The 16902-nt window shown below is 64.5% G+C and carries 14 protein-coding genes; 4 read left to right on the top strand and 10 right to left on the bottom strand.

Annotated elements, in window-relative coordinates:
- Positions 1–40: 40 nt before the first annotated feature.
- From V4U86_RS21350 to V4U86_RS21320, 7 genes are all read right to left on the bottom strand, one after another.
- Positions 41–1519 (bottom strand): MmgE/PrpD family protein, encoded by a 1479-nt coding sequence (locus V4U86_RS21350; RefSeq protein WP_395307909.1) that lies wholly within the window; start codon positions 1517–1519, stop codon positions 41–43.
- Complete coding sequence (locus tag V4U86_RS21345) at positions 1503–2027, bottom strand: flavin reductase family protein (RefSeq protein WP_395307908.1); 525 nt, start codon at positions 2025–2027, stop codon at positions 1503–1505. Before V4U86_RS21345 ends, V4U86_RS21350 begins: the two co-directional genes overlap by 17 nt.
- Before the next feature lie 62 nt (positions 2028–2089).
- The gene (locus V4U86_RS21340; RefSeq protein WP_395307907.1) at positions 2090–2872 is read right to left on the bottom strand and encodes a creatininase family protein; all 783 of its coding nucleotides are present in this window, start codon (positions 2870–2872) and stop codon (positions 2090–2092) included.
- Positions 2865–4742: an AMP-dependent synthetase/ligase gene (locus V4U86_RS21335; RefSeq protein ID WP_395312148.1), complete on the bottom strand. Its 1878-nt coding sequence runs from the start codon at positions 4740–4742 to the stop codon at positions 2865–2867. Before V4U86_RS21335 ends, V4U86_RS21340 begins: the two co-directional genes overlap by 8 nt.
- A gap of 24 nt (positions 4743–4766) precedes the next feature.
- Entirely contained in the window at positions 4767–5591 is an 825-nt protein-coding gene (locus tag V4U86_RS21330) for an enoyl-CoA hydratase/isomerase family protein (protein ID WP_395307906.1), read from the bottom strand.
- Positions 5588–6445 (bottom strand): enoyl-CoA hydratase-related protein, encoded by an 858-nt coding sequence (locus V4U86_RS21325; protein WP_395307905.1) that lies wholly within the window; start codon positions 6443–6445, stop codon positions 5588–5590. Before V4U86_RS21325 ends, V4U86_RS21330 begins: the two co-directional genes overlap by 4 nt.
- On the bottom strand, positions 6445–7632 hold the full coding sequence (locus V4U86_RS21320; RefSeq protein WP_395307904.1) for an LLM class flavin-dependent oxidoreductase: 1188 nt from the start codon (positions 7630–7632) through the stop codon (positions 6445–6447). Before V4U86_RS21320 ends, V4U86_RS21325 begins: the two co-directional genes overlap by 1 nt.
- Positions 7633–8339: 707 nt before the next feature.
- On the opposite strand from V4U86_RS21320, the gene V4U86_RS21315 reads away from it, so the two are divergent.
- Positions 8340–9101: an SDR family NAD(P)-dependent oxidoreductase gene (locus tag V4U86_RS21315; protein ID WP_395307903.1), complete on the top strand. Its 762-nt coding sequence runs from the start codon at positions 8340–8342 to the stop codon at positions 9099–9101.
- Positions 9102–9148: 47 nt separating this feature from the next.
- Here the strand turns inward: V4U86_RS21315 and V4U86_RS21310 are convergent, their stop codons facing one another.
- Both V4U86_RS21310 and V4U86_RS21305 read right to left on the bottom strand, forming a co-directional pair.
- Positions 9149–10585, bottom strand: a complete 1437-nt coding sequence (locus V4U86_RS21310) for an MFS transporter (RefSeq protein WP_395307902.1) — start codon at positions 10583–10585, stop codon at positions 9149–9151.
- A 484-nt stretch (positions 10586–11069) separates the two neighbouring features.
- Positions 11070–11870, bottom strand: coding sequence for an SDR family oxidoreductase (locus V4U86_RS21305; protein ID WP_395307901.1), 801 nt, complete (start codon positions 11868–11870; stop codon positions 11070–11072).
- A gap of 391 nt (positions 11871–12261) precedes the next feature.
- On the opposite strand from V4U86_RS21305, the gene V4U86_RS21300 reads away from it, so the two are divergent.
- From V4U86_RS21300 to V4U86_RS21290, 3 genes are read left to right on the top strand one after another with little or no spacing between them, the layout of a single operon-like run.
- Positions 12262–13128: a MaoC/PaaZ C-terminal domain-containing protein gene (locus V4U86_RS21300; RefSeq protein WP_395307900.1), complete on the top strand. Its 867-nt coding sequence runs from the start codon at positions 12262–12264 to the stop codon at positions 13126–13128.
- A 53-nt stretch (positions 13129–13181) separates the two neighbouring features.
- On the top strand, positions 13182–14063 hold the full coding sequence (locus V4U86_RS21295) for a universal stress protein (RefSeq protein ID WP_395307899.1): 882 nt from the start codon (positions 13182–13184) through the stop codon (positions 14061–14063).
- Positions 14060–15583, top strand: a complete 1524-nt coding sequence (locus V4U86_RS21290) for an APC family permease (protein ID WP_395307898.1) — start codon at positions 14060–14062, stop codon at positions 15581–15583. The genes V4U86_RS21295 and V4U86_RS21290 overlap by 4 nt, the downstream gene beginning before the upstream one ends.
- Here V4U86_RS21290 and V4U86_RS21285 read toward each other — a convergent pair.
- A complete protein-coding gene (locus V4U86_RS21285) occupies positions 15580–16878 on the bottom strand; it encodes an HNH endonuclease signature motif containing protein (RefSeq protein ID WP_395307897.1) in 1299 nt (432 codons plus the stop codon). The genes V4U86_RS21290 and V4U86_RS21285 overlap by 4 nt on opposite strands.
- Positions 16879–16902 lie beyond the last annotated feature (24 nt).

Here is a 16902-nt window from a genome sequence, read left to right as displayed (position 1 = left end):
GCGGGGGAGTCGGCCCGGCGCCACGCCAAGGCCGGGAGGGCTACCGGAAAATCCCGTAGGTGTTGGGGGCTGCGTCCAGGATTTGGTTGTCCACCAGTGGGTTCAGCATGCCCAGTGAACCCCGCTTGAGATCGCTCAGGCACGCCACGACGTCCAGGAAACGCTGCTGCTCGCGCCTGTCGATGACGCCCTCGGCGAGTTCGGTGAACTTCGCCACGTAGTCCTTACGTCCGAACGGATGGGCACCCGCGGGGTGGGCATGCGCTACGGCGAGCTCGTCAACGATCACCTCGCCATTGCGCATGGTGACATCAGCCCGTATTCCGAAGGGCGTTTCAGCGGAATCGATCGACTGGACTCCGACCGTGGATATCTTTTTCCGCAGCTCGATGGTGTCGGAACGGCGGGCACGCTCTGACGCGTAAGACCGCTCATGATGCCAAACGCCGTCTTGCAGCGCGACGGCGAACACGTACATGACGGAGTGGCTCAAGGCATTCCGTGATGCATCGGGCTCGAACTTCTTGGCATCGTCGGGGTCGGTGCCGACAACGGCATGGGTGCGGTGGCTGGTGTGCAGCACAATGGACTCGATCTCGCTGACGTCGCTGATCCGGTCCCGCATCTGGAGGGCCAGGTCGATCGGAGCTTGCCCGAGGTAGCCGGCGGAATGCTGTCGTGGGTAACTGTCCAAGATGGCCCGCTTGGGCTCTCCCATGTCGGGGAGGGACACGTCGTCCGCATGCCAGAATGCAGCGTCGAGCCCGTCATCCGCACCGTCGGCGGGCGGGGTTGATGAAAGGCCACCACGCATCGCGCGGTCGACAGCCTCGATCGCCAGTTTGCCGGTGTAGGCGGGTGTGTGAAGTCGCCAGCCGACATGGGGCTGGTCAGAGCGCCTGCATGGGAGTGCGGTCAGGTGTGCGGCGTGCGCGATGGCGGCATGGATGGTCTCGACGGGCAAGCACAGCAGGGTGCCCAGACCTGCGGCCACGGATACACCCAGATGTACATCGCGATCGAAAATGCGGTGCTGCACGGACATTCCTCTCGCGAGGCTGATCTGCACTTCGTACGCGGTGGCAATGCCGCGAATCAGATCGGTGCCACGAAGGCCGGTGTGTTGGGCCACGGCCACCAGAGCGGGGATGGTGCTACCGGGATGTGCGTGGTAGTCGGCGAGAAAGGCGTCGTGAAACTGAAGATCGCGAACGGCCACACCGTTGGCGAAGGCGGCCCACTCGGGTGAGAAGCTTCCGCAGATACCGAAAATCGCTGCCCCAGGGGTGTTCCGGTGTGCGCGCGCTTGAGTGCGCGCGACCGCCACAGGGCGCCGACCTACAGAGACGGCCGACGCTGCGGCGTTGTCGATGAGGCGGTTGATCACCATGGCTTGGGTCTCGGCCGGAACCGCAACGGGGTCCGCGGCCACTTCGGCGATCTTCCAGCCCAGATCGCGTTCGGTCATCTCGGCAGCACCGTTGCGGGCGTGCACGCCCTGGTCACTTGTGGTGGTCATCAGCGAGCATGATTCGAAAACGGCTGTCGTGGAAGATCAGTGGCGAGACAGTGTCATCATCGGCAGCGCTGACCACTTCCAGCAGGACTATCTCGTGATCACCTGCTGTGATCGACGAGCTTATCCGGCAGTCGAGCCAGGCTGCCGCATGTGCCAGGAAAACTCCCGAGGACTCGCTGGCAAACCAGGTGAGCCCGGCGAAGCGATCACCGGTCTTCGCCGCAAGCTGACGTGACAACTCGGCGTGTCCTTCGGCGAGCACGGAGATCCCGACATGGCCGTCTCGGGACAGTTGCGGCCACGTTGTCGAGGTGTGTTGCACGCAGATCGACACCAGCGCAGGTTCCATCGACACCGGGGTGAATGACGTGGCCACAATCCCCACCGGTTGTCCGTCGCGTAATGCACAGATCGCGGCCACGCCGGTCGGGTAGCGGCCGTATAGCCTGCGCAGTCGTGACATGTCGTGGCTGAGGTCGCCGGAGCTGATCTGGTTGAGAGTATTCATCTGGCTTCCTCCTGAGAGCGAACGCAGGTTGATTGGGTTTGCTGCGGGAACCCGGGACGACGCTATGCGCGTCGACTCCGGACGTGGTCGACGACCAGATCGGTCACCGAGTCGAGGCAGGCTGTGCCGATCGCGATGTTGGCTCCGTGAGGATCACCGAGAACTCCGTTGGGTGAGAGTGCTTTGAGGCCTTCGTTGAATACGCGCGCCAGAAAGGCATCATCGGTGTCGACTGAAAGTCCAGGTGCCAGCCTGTCCGGCCGTACCCGGTCCGGATGCAGAACGAGCATGACCGACGTCTCTGCAATATCCGCATGTCCACCGACGCGGGCGCGCAGTCCGGATGCGTCTGCCGCGTCGCGCCACGCCTCGAGGATCGCTTCACTGCCGAGAAAGACGATCACCGACAGCGGTGCCAATCTGCCGGCCAGGCGGCCCTCGAACTCACGCATCACGGGGTAGTTGCCGATGTGCGCGGAGAACAGGACGAGCGTGTCGAAGCCCGAGTCGGCGAGGTGCGCACCGTAGTCCTCGCACATGGCTTCCAGCGTCGACGGTCGCAGGGACAGGGTTCCCGCGAAGCCGAGATGGTGAGCGGAGTATCCGACTCGGATCGTTGGTAGAACCAGAGCACCCCCGAGTGCGTGGGCGATGCGGACGGCGAGTGCGTCGGCATGATCGGCGTCCATCGACAGGGGTAGGTGGGGGCCGTGCTGTTCGACGGCCCCCAGTGGCAGGATCGCGGTGCGGGAACCACCCGCGACGGCGGCCGTCACCTCGTCGCTGGTCATCCGCTCGATCCGCACCTCGCGGGCAGCGGCGTCTGCCGAACCTGACTCACCCATGGCCGTGCCGGGGCAGCCGAGCTTGGCCCGAGATCTGATTCAGTTCGTGACCTTCGTACATCTCATCGATCAGCTCGGCGAAGGAGACAAGAATGTTGCCCCGTCTGATGGTCGCCTTGAGCGTGAGCTCGCCGAGGTCTGCTGATAGAGCGCGCGGCAGCACTCGGAAGTTCTTGACCTGCAGCGGTCGAGCCAGTTCGGAGTTGACCTCCTCGATCCAGCTCTGGAGAGCCGCACGCTGCTCCTGTGCCGACATCTCCTTCGCTTCCTCGCTGACACTCAACAAGGCCGTCAGATACTTGCGGCCCTCGCCCACCACAATCGCCTCCTCCACCAGGGGGCTTGCCTTGAGTCGCACCTCGATGGGCTGGGGGCTGACGGATTTCCCGCCGCTCGTCTTGAGAACGTCCTTGATGCGGCCGACGATCGTGACGTCCCCGTCTGGAGCGATCTCGACGAGATCACCACTGCCATACCAGCCGTCGTCGAGAGCAGATTCGGTGGCTGCGGGGTCGTTCCAGTAACCGGTGAACAGACACGGGCCCTTCACCTGGAACTCTCCCTGCTCGCTGACCCGGACGGACCAGCGAGGGTCGGGCAGTGATCTGCCGACCGTTCCCGGACGGAACCAGGATCGGCCCCATTGCACGAGGACGGGGCCACACGTTTCCGTGGTCCCGTACATTTCGCGCAAGTCCACACCCCACATCTGCCACAACGCCGCAAGCTCGGGTGTCATTGCTCCCGACGAGGTCCAGCTGACCTCGACTCGGTCCATCCCTACCGTAGCCCGCATCGGTACGAAGACAGCCCGAAGACTGAGCCGATACAGCGCATTCAGGTGCCGCGGTAGAGGCTTGCTGCTGCCTCGTCGAGCCCAGACGGCGCGTGACACCGTCATGGCTGCCGCGTACCGCGCTCGAAACAGCAGGCCCGATCTCGCCAGCTCTCCGAGGAGTTCACCGGCCAACTTCTCATACATGCGCGGTGGCCACACGATGGCGGTGGGGTGGACTGTCTTGAGTGCAGGGAGCCGCTCTTCCATGGTGCAGAAGGTCACGACCAACTTCGTCATGATCGGCGCGAACACGTTCACCAACGCCGGAGCAACATGGGAAAGACCAAGGAATGCAACGGAATCGCGATGTACGCGGCCGATGTCCGGATAGGCGGTCGCGAACGCGAGCACCGAGTACTGCAGGGTGCGATGGGTGTGGATCACCCCCTTGGGATCTCCGGTGGACCCGGATGTCCAGAACAGGACCGCGGGGCGGTCGGCGTCGCCCCGTTCGGCGAGAGTGCCGAACAGGTCCGGCTCGGCGACCGTGCGAGCCCACCCCAGCAGTTGCAGAGATGGCCAATCCGTGCCTCGTACGGATGCCGGGAGTTCGCTCGGCGTGGTGTCGATTCCCACCGCCAGTCGAAGGTGAGGGGTGTTCGGAGCGATCGAAGCCAGTTTGCGCAGATCGGCTTCGGATTCTGCGAAGATGGCTGTCGCCTCGCTGATCTGGAGCACTCGTGCCAGCTCGGGCGCCGAACTGGTCGGATATACGCCGACGAGAGTTGCGTCGAGGCTGTGTATCGCCAGGGCGGCAATGACCCATTCGCGACGGGTCGAGGACATGATCGCAACCCGATCACCCGCTTCGACGCCGAATCCGTGAAGTCCGAGTGCGACCTGCCGGACTTCATGGAGGTACTCGGCCCACGTCGTCCGACGTACGACGCCATCCCGAAAGGAGGCGAAGGCGACCGTCTCGGGCTCACACGTAGCCCGGTCGACCAACATTTGACTGAACGTTCGCGGCGACGCCTCGAACTTTTGAATATCCTGCAGCACAGGAACTGTGCTCGTGCTGGACGCTTTCATCACCACCGCCGTCTACCTTCGTCCTCAGCGAGATCGATGTTGCCGGCCATCCGCCGCTGAGCGGCCGGCCGAGACCTTGTCCCGGTTCCAGCCGGCGCGCAGCGCGGCGGCGACGGGATCTTGGAAGTAGCCCTGCGCGGCGCTGATGGTAATGGCCAGGGACCGCTCATCTCGGCTGCTGTCGGGATCGTTGACACTTCGTTTCAATGCCCGGTAAAGAACGGGTGCTTTTGCGGCGGCGGCGCGGGCCGATTCCAGGGCTGCATCGAGCAGTGCGGCGGGGTGCTCGATTCGGTCCACCACGCCGATGTTGACGGCCTTCTGCGCGGAGAACAGGTTTCCGGACAACACCATGGATCGCACGGCCGAGGCGCCGAGGACGCGGATCGCCCGTTGCAGCCCCTTGTCGGCAGGGAGGAGGCCGTGGTTGATCTCGGGGAACCCGAACGTGGCATCCGGGGTCGCCAGGACCGTATCGGCGAAAAGCGCCAATTCCATTCCGCCACCAACGCAGTGCCCGTTGACCGCAGCTATGAGCGGCCGGGGGAAACGATCCAAGGCGACGAGCAGCGCGTGGAAGTCGCGCATGCGTCCCTCGATCTCGGCGAGTTGGGTGCCTTCCAATTCCTTGATGTCCCCGCCGGCGGTGAAGAAGCGCCCGCCTGCACCCGTGAGGACCACCGGTGCAGGATCATCATGGGATGCGAGTTCGGTGAAGAAGGTGCACAAACCGACGATCAGGCTGCGGTTCAGTGCGTTTGCGGGCGGCCTGTCCAGGGTGAGGACAAGGATGCCGGCGTGGTCGGCCCACGTCGCGCCGGGGATCTCAGGAAGGGACACCTCGGTCACGCCTGGTCGGAGGGTTGCAGGGCCGGTGCGGGTTCCTGGCCGTGCGCGGACGGGAAACGCGTCGGGCGCTTCTCCCGGTACGCACGCCGTGCTTCCAGATAGTCCGCACCCGCGAAATTCAGCGTCTCCAGGGCTGCCGAGAGTTCCTGCTGCGGGAGATTGTTCGTGAGCCAGCCGGTGTTCAGCGAGCGTTTGGTCCACTGGATGGCCCGCTGTGAACCCATCGCCAGATCATCGGCGATCGACAGGGCACGCTCGAGCACCTTCTCTTTTGGCTCGACGAGACTGACCAGCCCGATGCGTTCGGCTTCGATCCCAGTCATACGAGCGGAGGTGAGCTGGTAGTACTTGGCTTTCGCCATGCCGACGAGTAGCGGCCAGATCAATGACGAGTGGTCGCCGGCGACCACGCCGACGCGGGTGTGCCCGTCCATGAGAACAGCGTCCTCGGCGGCGATGCTGATGTCGGCCAACAACCCCAGCGACAGGCCCCAGCCGACAGCGGCACCATTGATCGCCGAGATCATCGGCTTGTCCATGCTCAATGTGGCCATGATGCGCCGGCGTTCGGTCTCCATGAGCACGATCGCATCCTCGAGCGACGGATCGGGTTGTGCGACATCCATACCCGTGCAGAATCCGCGGCCGGCGCCGGTGACCACCAGCACCCGCGTCTGCGGATCGCGGTCAACGTCGATCAGCAGGTCACCCATCATCTCGAACATCGGCATGGTGAGTGCGTTGAGGTGCTCGGGCCGGTTGAGGGTGATCAACAGAACGCCGTTGGGTTTACGCTCGATCAGGAATTCGTTGGGATAACGCGAGAAGATGTCATCGCCGTCGAGGGTGCTCATCAGGCCTCACCCCTAGCCGTGCCGACGCCACTGATTGCTGGTTGCTTCTGACTCATCGTTTCCTCGAATGCCTCTCGTTCGGCGTAATGGGCAGGACGGGCAGCGCGGATGTCGGCCAGGATGGCTTCAGGGGTGCGCGCAACGCCACGCGGATTCTTGAATCTGGGGATCACGTACTTGCCGAAGAGTTCGATCGACTTCATCAGCTCCTTGTGCGGCAGGCCGTCGATGCGCATCACCAGCGAGTCGACTCCGAGATCGGCGAAGCGCTGGACCTGGGCGATGCAATCGTCGGGATCGCCGACGATGAAGCCGGACGAGTCTTCGAACATGTACTCTTCGTCGCTGAAGTCCAGATGCTTCACCGCACCCATGTACTGGTAGTCGCTGGACAGTTTCGACAGCCGTTCATATGCGTCGGTGGACAAGCCGACCGTCTCTTTGAGGCCTCGCGCCCAGCGGCGGGCTTCCTCTCGGGTTTCAGCGCAGTGCATGCCTCCGCCGATTGCCACCAGCCGTTCGGCCTGGAGTGGATAGGTGTGAGTCGCCGAAGCCAGCGCCTCGTCGTACAGGCGGATCATGTTCTCGACGAAATCGAAGCCCAAGTAGAAGCCACCGACAATCGCGCCCACGCCGAGTTCGGCTGCCGACTTTACGGATTCGGGACTTCCGGTGGCCATGTGGATGGGGGGGTAGGGCGTCTGGATGCTTCTGGGCACAAGGCTGCGGGGCGGGATCTTGTAGTGCTCGCCGACGAAGGAGAACACGTCGTTGTGCAGTGCCCGGCGGATCACTTCGATGCCTTCAAGCTGCTGCGACTTGTTCTCGGCAGGCGAGACTTCGAAGGCGCGCAAGGCCAGCGTGGTGTTGCCCCGCCCCACGCCGAGTTCGACGCGACCGTGTGACAACAGGTCCTGGGTTGCGAGCCTCTCGGCGACACGAATTGCGTGGTTGATCCGCGTCGGCAGCAGGGTCACCAGGTGGACGAACCGGATCCGACTGGTCATCGCCATCAGATACGGATACAGAACCTCGGGTGCTGAGGTGGTGGCGGTGCCGATGGCCAGATGCTGTTCGGAGGTGCCGAATGCGTCGAAGCCCACCTCCTCGGCGAGCAGTACTTCGTCGATCAGTTCGCGGTACCGGTGCTCGTACGAGGCTCCGGGGGCGGTCTCGCCCTCACTCATGAATATGAATCTCACGGTCTCCGTCATCTCCTCAGATTGTGAATGTAAATTAACGTAAGCCTGAACCCGTAGCCTGTCAACACCTCGCGCTGAATGTCGGGCAATAGTGCTGTATAGCAAGGGGTTATGCAGTCGCCGCGGACCCGTCGGCGCTTACGCCAACCTTGCGGCTAGATGTGAACGTAACGGTTCAATGATTATCAACCTGGCTGCGATCCGTGGGTAGGGTGAGCGCTTATGGCGTCGTCGGCGACATCCGCAGAAGCGAAGGCGGAATCCCTGCGGTTTGTTAACCGCAGTCTCGTGGCTCGCGACGGAGGCGGCTTCTCGATGCTGCCGCCGAACTGTTCCTGCCGTATCGGGCTTCTCCGGGCCGGATCTGTCTGAGTCGCAGGTTCGTCTGTTGACGCGGGCAGTGTTCACAACGTTGAACTCGGCGGCCACTCTGAACAAGGGGCTGGAGAAGGAAGCGATCGTCATGACGATGACAAATGCGGCGATCGGGCGCTTACGGCTCAGCAGTCGGGCATAAGGCCTCAGCCGACGGCATCCCTGAAGCGCGTTGATCTAGATGTGCTGTTGAATGTCAGGTCCCACTGCGCTTTTCAGTCCTGTTCGTGGTTATGCTCGGTACTGGAAATCGACCCGCCGCGAGCAGTCGGGACGGCGAGGTATGCCCGATCAACCGGACAACGCAAAGGACCATGATGAGCGTTCTCGACCTGTTCAGACTCGACGGTAAGGTTGTCATCGTCACCGGGGCGTCCTCCGGGCTCGGCGTGGCCTTCGCGCGCGCGTTCGCCGAGGCCGGCGCCGACGTCGCGCTCGGCGCGCGTCGGGTTGACAAGCTCTCGGACACTGCCGAGCTGGTATCGGCGGCCGGAAGGAGGGCTTTGCCGGTGAGCACCGATGTCGCGGACCCCGTCTCCTGTCAGGCCCTCGTGGATGCGACCCTAAGTGAGTTCGGCAAGGTGGATGTACTGATCAACAACGCCGGGGTGGGCACCGCAGTGCCCGCCACGAAGGAAACGCCTGACGAGTTTCGCCGCGTCATCGACGTCAATCTGCACGGGTCCTACTGGATGGCGCAGGCCTGTGGTCGAGTCATGCATGCGGGGTCGTCGGTGATCAACATCGCCAGTGTTCTGGGCATCACCACTGCCGGTCTGCCGCAGGCCGCCTATGCGTCGTCGAAGGCGGGGGTGATCGGGCTGACCCGAGACCTGGCCCAGCAGTGGGGTTCTCGCAAAGGTATCCGGGTCAATGCCTTGGCCCCGGGCTTCTTCCGATCGGAGATGACCGACTCTTACAAGCCGGGGTACCTCGATGCGCAGATGCCACGGGTGATCCTCGGCCGAACCGGCGAGCCGGTGGAGTTGGCTGCGACCGCCGTCTGGTTGGCGTCGCCGGCCGGCGGTTTCGTCACCGGGCAGACGATCGCGGTCGATGGCGGGGTAACCATCACCTGAGCCTGCCTGTCTACCAAGGCTGTTCGCGGGCTGACAGCTGACGACTGCTACAGCGCATCAGTTGTCGACGTACGAACTGACAGCACGAGCGCTAGGACCACAATGGCGATCGCCCCGGAAACTCCCCAGGCAACGGCAAAACCGCTCCATGGCGGCGACATGTCCGCGGCAGCCCCGTCGACAGTGAGGACAGCGCCGGACACCTGAGCGCCAATGGTCCCCGCAACCGCTTGGATCGCGAAGTTCAACCCGTTGAACTCGGTCACCTTTTCCGCCGGGACACCGGTGACGACAAGGTTGAGCGACTGCGTCATGGACACTGTGATGCCAAAGTTCATCAGCATGGCGACGACGACAATGGCCAGGATGCTGCCGTGACGTCCGGCCATGAGCATCAGTACTGCGCCGGTCAGGATCGAGATCGGGCCGAGCAGTGAAGTGAGGCGCGAACCGATTCCGCGGTCCAGCATGGAGACCAATGGCGCGGACAGCCCCAACATCATGGCGGATACCAGGATGATCGAAGTGAAGGTCGCTGTCTCACCCAGGCCGTAACCTGTTGACCTTGGCAGCTGTGCCTGGATGGCAACACAGATGAGGGTCGCGTTGATGCAGTAGCCGGCCAGGAACATCAGACCCGATGCGGCGACGACGGTGAAGCTGCGCATCAGACGAAGATCGATCAGCGGATTGTCAACCCTGAGCTCGAGGCGCGCGAAGAACGCGAGCGAAGTCAGTCCCGCGGCGAAGAGCAGCAGTACTCCGCTCGAGAGCCACCCCCAGCCGGGTGCGAAGGTCAGTCCCAGCAGAATGCAGGCAAGCCCGATCGCAAGCAGAACGCTTCCGGCGACGTCGATACCCGGCCGCGCCCCGTCGGACTTCAATGATCTTGGGACGAAAGACCAGACGGCCACCATGCATGCGAAGAGTGCGATGAACGGAATCCAGAACAACCACCTGTAGGAGAGGTGGTCGGCGATCGGCCCGGCAACCATGGTCCCAACTGCCGTACTGCCGAAGATCGCCCCGACCATGAGGCCATTCGCGAATTTTGTCCGAGCTTCGCTCTGGGTGTCACGAATGATGCCGATCGCCAACGGGACGGTACTCAGGCCGACGCCTTGCATCAACTGCCCGACGATCAGCATCTCGATCGACATCGACAGCGCCGAGATCAGCGTCCCGAACGACACGATGGCCAGCACGCCGAGGAGTGCGCGGCGTTTATCCCACACTTCGCCGAGTCGGCTCATGATGGGGGTTGTAATCGTCCCGGTCAACAGGACGCCCGTGATCACCCAGGCGATCGTCGACCCGGGTACCTGGAACTGCTCCTGCAAGATCGGTAGGGCCGGCGGAGTCACCGATTCATTCAGGCCCTTGAATGCGGCGACGCAAGCAATTACCGCAGCGAGCGTCGCGCTGGCGCGGGCGCGCTGGTCAGCGGACGCCACACGCGAGTCGCGGGGGTTACGCACCGACATGTGCTGCTCCTTTCTCAGTGAGATGCAGATAGCCAGGTCAGGGCTGTCGATATGACCTGAATGCGGTTCGGTTGGGGTGTCGACCTGTTCTCCGGATGTTCCGGCGCAGGGGCATTAACAGGTCTGTCGGGTGAGAGGGGTTGGCCGGCTCAGGTGCTTGAACCCTTGCCCTCCCGCCTGCGCGGATCCGTCGCCCACAGCGGCGACCGGTCATCGCACGATCGATCTGCTGCGCCGGGTCTCGTTAAAGTGTGACTGATCATTAACGTAGAGCTGCGGTGTGATGTTGTCAACACTGCGTCGCGTGCCGTCGCACGGCAACACGGCGTACGCAGGTATTTCGTTTGTACAGCAGCAGATTATGGATTGACAGCGCCTTGTGCACGCTGACTATTCGAGCTCAGTCGGAAGTCGCAATCGTTCCAAAACTGTTAATAAGAGTTAACGTACTGGGCTGCTGCGCAGCGGCCTGACGTGACGCTCGTCAGTCGGCATGTAGCGCCCGTCGGTACCGCCGCATCCCGCTGATCCAGCGGTCGTAATCGGCGCCCTTGCCCCGGTACATGTCCAGAACCTCCGGATGCGGGAGCACCATGAACGTGTCGTTGCGCACCCCGTCGAGGACGGCCGCCGCGACGTCCTCTGCCGACAAGACCGCACCCGCGGTGGTGATCGAGTTGGCTGCCACTTGCGCGGCGGGATCATCCGACTCGACGATAGCGCTGAGCAGTGGTGTCGCCACCCCCATCGGGCAGGCAACAGTCACTCCGATACCGTTGTCGCCGTAGGTGATTGCGAGCCACTCGGCGAAGCCGACTGCTGCATGCTTCGACACCGCGTATCCTGCAGCGCCGATCTGGGTCAGCAGTCCGGCCGCCGAGGCCACCGACACGAAATGACCGCTACCGCGGGTCGTCCACTCCGGGAGAAGTGCGTCGGCGGCCCGAATGTGCGCACGCAAGTTGACGTCCAATACCCGATCCCATTCGGCATCGTTGCCCAGTCCGGGTGCGCCGATGATGCCGGCGTTGGCGACGAAGATGTCGACGGGACCGAACGTCGACCTGGCGACGTTCAGTAGAGAGGCAATGCCGTCGATCGAAGCCGCGTCCGCGCCGGCGCCGACCGCTCGATCACCGATGTCCGCCGCGGTTTCCGCCGCCGCCTGCGGGTCGATATCTCCGGCGACCACTGACGCTCCGGCAGCGGTGAATGCCGCGGCAAGCGCGCGACCGATCCCCGCTCCTGCGCCCGTGATGACGACAACGCTGCCTTCGATCTGCATGAGTCTGTGTTCTACCAGTGCTCCCTAAGCACGAGGGGTGAGGGGCTGGTGAGGGCATTGCGCGATTGCCTCAACCTCGCGTCGGAATTCGCCTTGGTCGGTGGTCGTCCCGACCAGAGCGATCGCCATAGTCCTCGGGTCCCAACTGCCGGCACGTCGGGGCAACGGATCGAACAGTCGCGTCTCCATATTTGGACGTGCCAACGACGGCGACACCATGTCACGTGACGAAACAGAACGCTCCGTATTGTCCGAGCCGAGATCGGTGACGCGAGATCAGAAATCGAAGTCGTTGCAGGTCAGCCACTCGTCAAAGTGACAAGTAGATCTGAGAATCTGCATCAACTATGGTCCCGGTCACACCCGCACATTCATTCGCGAAGGGGGACCCATGCCGATCGATCCCAGCACTGTGGGCGCCAAGACCGAGGCTCAGCTGTTCACCTGGACCGACCGCGAGACGCTGCTCTACGCGCTCGGTGTCGGGGCGGGCACCGAGGACCTCACCTTCACCACCGAGAACAGTCACGACATCGAGCAGCAGGTGCTGCCGACCTTCGCGGTCATCGCCTGCTCGGCATTCCCGGCCGCGGTGCTCATCGGTTCGTTCAACTTCGGCAAATTGCTGCACGGCTCCCAGGAGATCCGGCTGCACAAACCGCTACCCCCGGCGGGGGCGCTGCGCGTGCACGCCGAGGTCGTCGACATCCAGGACAAGGGCGAGGGTAAGAACGCCGTCGTCGTCTTCAAAGGTGTTGGGTCCGAACCGGAGTCCGGCGAGGTGGTGGCGGAAACCGTCAGCACCATGGTGATCCGGGGCGAGGGTGGGTTCGGCGGTGAGCCCGGACAGCGTCCACCCGCCCCGGACTTCCCCGACCGGGCGCCGGATGCGCGGCTGGCTTTGCCCACCCGCGTCGACCAGGCGCTGCTGTACCGGCTTTCCGGCGATCGCAACCCCCTGCACAGCGATCCGTGGTTCGCGCAGACCCTGGCCGGCTTCCCCAAACCGATCCTGCACGGACTGTGCACCTACGGGGTGGCCGGGCGCGCATTGGTCGCCGAACTCGCCGACGGTGACGCGACCCGCATCCGCGCGGTGTCGGCGCGGTTCAGCTCGCCGGTGTTCCCCGGGGAAACCCTCACAACGTCGATCTGGCGCACCGGCGACGGCCGCGCGGTGTTCCGCACCGAGGCCGGGTTGCCCGACGGCTCGGACACCCGGTTGGTGCTCGACGACGGGACCGTCGAATACGACTGATTTCGTAGGTCCAATCGCCGGTGCGCACCGCCGCGCGTTGACAGGATGAACCGATGAGATTGGTTGTCGGATACCTCGCCACCCCGGGCGGCGCGGATGCGGTCGCCCTCGGCGCCCGGTTCGCCCGCAGCCTGGGCGCCGAGCTGGACGTGTGCATGGTGCTGCCCCCGGACCGGGGCGTGCCCGCGATGGTCTCCACCGGAGGCTACGAGGAACTGCTCGCCGAACAGGCCGGGCAGTGGTTGGCCGACGCGCTGGCCGAGGTGCCGGATGATGTTGTGGCGCACCCGCACGTCAGCTTCGACGAGTCCACCGCCGACGGACTGCTCCAAGAGGTGCAGCGACTCGGCGCTCAGGCCGTCATCGTCGGCGGGTCGGGTGGGGGACTGGCCGGAAGCTACTCGCTCGGTTCGGTGGTCAACGAACTGCTGCACTCGGCTCATGTCCCGGTGGCGGTGGCCCCGAAAGGAACTCGGCTGTCCTCGGTGGCCCGGGTGCGGGAGGTGACCTGCGCGATCGGTCAGCGTGCCGGCGCCGACGTGTTGCTGAGCACTGCGGTGCGGGCGTGCGAGGCCGCCGGGGTCCCACTCCGGCTGGTGTCGCTGGTGACCCTGGATCCGATGGTCGGCTCGTTACGCGGGGACGCCGACGCGCACCGGCAGCGGGCGCTGGAGCACGCCCACCGAGCGCTGGACGAGGCAAAGGCCGGGCTGCCCGAGGGGTTCTCGGTCACCGCGACCGTCGCGGACGGCAGCTCGGTGGAGGATGCGGTGAGCCGACTGCCATGGCGCGACGGTGACGTCATCATGGTCGGGTCCAGTCGGTTGGCCGCACCGCGCCGGCTGTTCCTCGGCTCGACGGCGGCCAAGATGCTGCGGGTACTCGACGTCCCGATGATCGTCGTGCCCAGAACCACCGACGAGGAGACGTCATGACCGACCAGCACGCCGATTCGGCCACCGGGACGATTCACAAGGGCCTGGCCGAAGGCAAGGTCGGTACGCTGTCGGGTGCCATGCTCGGAATTTCCTGTGTGGCACCCGGTTACACGCTGACGGCGAGTATCGGTGTGATCGTCGCAGCGGTCGGCTTGAAGATGCCCGCAATCTTCATCGCCGGGTTCATCCCGATGTTCCTGACCGCCTACGCCTACCGCGAACTCAACTCGCGGGCTCCGGACTGCGGTGCGTCGTTCACCTGGTCCACCAAGGCTTTCGGGCCTTATGTCGGTTGGATGTGCGGGTGGGGGATGGTGGTCGCCTCCATCATCGTGTTGTCCAATCTGGCGGCGATCGCGGTGGAGTTCTTCTATCTGCTCATCGCCCGTGTCGCCGGCAACCCCGCGATTGCGGATCTGGCGGGCAACAAATTGGTCAACATCATCACCACGCTGGTGTTCATCGCCGTCGCGACGCTGATCGCCAGCCGTGGCATCACCACCAGCGAGCGGGTGCAGTACGTGCTGGTGGCATTCCAGTTGGTGGTGCTGGTGGTGTTCGCCGTCGCCGCTCTCATCCATGTGGGGCGCGGCGATGCGCCGGCCGGTCTGAGTTTCGACCTGGACTGGTTCAACCCGTTCACCGGGCTGACGCTGGGCGTGTTCGCGATCGGGCTGACCGGGTCCATCTTCGCGTTCTGGGGCTGGGACACCTGCCTGACCCTCGGTGAGGAGTCCAAGGATCCCGAGAAGGTGCCCGGCCGGGCCGGGTTGCTCTGCGTGACGTCGATTCTGATCACCTACCTGCTGATCGCGGTGGCGGTGATGATGTACGCGGGCGTTGGCGAGGAAGGGCTGGGCCTGGGCAATCCGGACAACTCGGAGAACGTGTTCGGGGCGCTGGCCGACCCGGTTCTCGGGCACTGGTTCGGCCCGCTGCTCTACCTCGCGGTGTTCGCCTCCTCGATGGCCAGCCTGCAGACCACCTTCCTGCCCGCCGCGCGGGCCATGCTCGCGATGGGGGCCTACAAGGCCTTCCCGGCCCGCTTCGCCGAGGTGAGCCCGCGCTTCCTGACCCCGGTCTATTCCACGGTGGTCGCCGCGGTGGTCACCGGCAGCTTCTACACCGTGGTCACCCTGTTGTCCGACAATGCGTTGTGGGACACCATCGCGGCGCTGGGCATCATGATCTGCTGGTACTACGGCATCACCGCGTTCGCGTGCGTCTGGTTCTTCCGTGGGGAGTTGTTCGACAACGCGCACAACATCGTGTTCAAGTTCCTGTTCCCACTGCTGGGCGGGACGATGTTGGCCATCGTGTTCGGCATCGCCGTCGGTGAGAGCATGAACCCGGAGAACGGCAGCGGTGCGGCGATCGGCGGTATCGGGTTGGTGTTCTTCATCGGGTTCGGGATTCTGGCGTTCGGCGCGGTACTGATGATGGTGATGCGGGCGCGCAGTCCGGAGTTTTTCAGCGGCCAGACGTTGCGGCGCGAGACCCCGGTGCTCAAGGGCTAGTTGTTCGCCGGTGGCGCCTTCGGTTCGTACGGGGTGTACCACCACCATTGGGCGCGTTCGCCGGTGGGACCTGTGCACGGCGGGACGTCGGGTGGGTCTGTGGTGGGCGGGCGGGCCAGTGCCGCTCCGGTCATCGGTCGGCCTTCTTCGTCGGTGATTTTGAGTTGGTCGGCCGGCCCGGTCAGGGTGATCCCACCCTGGTGATGCAGTCGATGGTGGAACGGGCAGAGCAGCACCAGGTTCGACAGGTCGGTGAGCCCGCCGTTTTCCCAGTGCACCAGGTGATGGGCGTGCAGGCCGCGGGTGGCCCCGCAGCCGGGCACCACACAGGTCGTGTCGCGGTGCTCCAGGGCACGCCGTAGTCGGCGGCTGATGGTGCGGGTGGTGCGCCCGGCCCCGATCGGGGTGCCGTGGCGTTCGAACCACACCTCGCAGGTCGCGTCGCAGAGCAGGAACCGGCGCTCGGCGTCGGTGAGGGCGGGCCCCAGATGCAGGGCGGCGACGGGTTTGTGGGCGTGGCGGTCCAGGTCGAGGTGGGCCACCACGGTGGTGTGTGCCCCGTGCGGGCGGGCGGCCACGTCGGTGTCCCAGCCGGCCTCGACCAGGCTCATGAACGCATCGGTGGTGTTGGGGAAGGGTGGCGCCTGCGGGCTGGTCCGCGCACCGGGCTGCTCATCGTCGCTGTCTCCGGCGTCGTGATCGCGTCTCCAGTCCGCGACCAACGCATCCTGGTGCGAGGCCACCGCAGCATCGAACTTCGCGGCCTCCAGCCTCGGCAGCCGGATTGTGTAGGTGGTGTAGCCGTCACTGTCATGCGATCTGAACCCGCGCTTGGGCTCGGGTTTCGGCTCCTCCTGCCGGGGTTCCTGTTTGACCGCGGTGCGCAACTGGGTCACCGTGGCGTACTGCACGAGATTGGCGTAGTGGTCATCGCAGCCTTCGGCGGCGCGTTCGGCGATCACCCCGACCCGATCCAGCGAGAGCCGGCCTTCCCGCAATCCTTGCGCCAGTCGGGGAAGCTCGTCCAACCGATGCGCGACCGCGACCATCGTCTCGGCGTTGCGCGGACTCACCCCGGCCTTCCACGCCACCAGCGACTCGATCGACCGGCACCCGGTAGCACCCCACAACGAAGTGCCGTCCGCGGTACCTCTGCCGTCGATCTCGGCGATGATCTCCACCAACCGGCCATCGATGGCGTTGCGCTGCCCGGTCAACTCCGCGATCTCGTCGAACAACACCTCCAGCCGCGGCGTGACGTAATGCTCGGCGAAAGGTGTTGTCGGAGGCGGCATAACACCATTCTCGCAGAGAGGTCC

Source organism: Mycobacterium sp. AMU20-3851, from assembly GCF_043974665.1.
Taxonomy (GTDB): domain Bacteria; phylum Actinomycetota; class Actinomycetes; order Mycobacteriales; family Mycobacteriaceae; genus Mycobacterium.
Note: the sequence above shows the minus strand (reverse complement) of the source record. Positions and strands in the feature narration are given on the sequence as shown.